This window comes from Flavobacterium algoriphilum (genome assembly GCF_048158655.1).
Classification (GTDB): Bacteria; Bacteroidota; Bacteroidia; order Flavobacteriales; family Flavobacteriaceae; genus Flavobacterium; species Flavobacterium algoriphilum.
Genome location: NZ_JBLNKY010000018.1, coordinates 1 through 1,389, shown reverse-complemented (window position 1 = coordinate 1,389; position 1,389 = coordinate 1). Strand labels below are relative to the sequence as shown.

General features: G+C 32.0%; 2 protein-coding genes. Both read right to left on the bottom strand.

What is annotated here, in order from left to right; genetic code table 11:
• Nucleotides 1-49 precede the first annotated feature (49 nt).
• Nucleotides 50-901: an IS3 family transposase gene (locus ACM55G_RS14915; protein ID WP_416844736.1), complete on the bottom strand. Its 852-nt coding sequence runs from the start codon at nt 899-901 to the stop codon at nt 50-52.
• A gap of 14 nt (nt 902-915) precedes the next feature.
• Nucleotides 916-1,350 (bottom strand): transposase, encoded by a 435-nt coding sequence (locus ACM55G_RS14910; protein ID WP_416844735.1) that lies wholly within the window; start codon nt 1,348-1,350, stop codon nt 916-918.
• Between the last annotated feature and the right edge of the window lie 39 nt (nt 1,351-1,389).

Genomic DNA, 1,389 nt, shown 5'->3' with positions numbered 1-1,389 from the left:
TTTGTCCCGTCCTGAAAAAACAATACAGATTATTAGATAAAATTAAATATTAAACAGTAGCAAAAATGTTTTTGCTACTGTTTTTTGCTTTATAGGTTCTCATGTTAATTATGCTTTGAGAATGCATTTGATTTGGAGTCAACATATAATTAGAATAATGAGGTCTAAGTTCATTATAAATAGTAACTGATTCCTTGATAATTTGATTTGTTATTTTTACTCCTTGATTGTATTTATCAATTTTAAATTCTTGTTTTAAAACCCCATTTATTCTTTCTGCAACAGCATTTTCATAAGGATCTGAATTTTGTGTCATACTACATAAAACTTTATTTTTATTAAGTTCTTCTTGGTATTCATTGGCACAATATTGAATTCCTCTATCAGAATGATGTATCAATGGTAAATTAAAATCCTTTCTTTGTTTCAGAGCCATTTTTAAAGCCATTACACTACTTTGAGTATTTAAGTTGTTAGCCACAAAATACCCCATTATCTTCTTTGAATAAGCATCGGTAACCAAACTTAGGTAGTAAGGATTATCTCTTTTTCCAATGTATGTGATGTCTGATACCCAGACTTGTTCAGGCCTGTTTATCTCTAAATCTAAAATTAGATTCTCGTGTTTTCTAAAGCGATGATGCGAGTTGGTTGTTATATGATAAGAACGTTTTGGCTGTACTAATAAATGGTTGGCTCTTAGTATATCAAAGAATTTATCCCTGCCTATTTTTATCAACAGGAGTTTGTCCGACAAAAGATAATATAGCTTCCTAGTGCCTATTCTAGGCATTGTTTTCCTGATAGTATCAACCATCAAAACAACCTGTTCAGCTTTGTCTTGTTTAACTATTTTTCTTCGAATTCTTCGATAATAAACCTGTCTATCTATCCCGAACAAATAACAGGTAAATGCTATTTTTTGTTGTTCTTTTGCTTTGAAATAATCGATTGTTCGGGTACAGAGTTTTTTCGGATATCGATTTGATATTCTTTTTCTGCTAAATCAATCATCATATCAAACAGGATAGCCTTCTTGTCTGCAACAAAAGCCTGTCGCTCCAAGAATGCCTTTTGTTTTTCTAAAAGCTTGATTTGAACTTCAAGCTCCATAATCTTTTGTTCGGGTGATTTTTCCATCTTTGAAGGGATTTGGTTCTCCCAATCAAAGTTACCAAATTTAATTAACCATTGTACAACTGTCTTTCTACATTGAATACCATACTTCTTTGTTGCCTCAGTAACGGTAAGTTGTCCTCGTTCTATTTCTTGAACGATTTCTAACTTTAAAGACATAGTGTAGTCTTTTTGGGTACGCTTAACATAGCGTGTTTCTTGTGCGGATTCCATAGGATACTTTTTTGTGTATCGCTATTTCAGGACTAGACA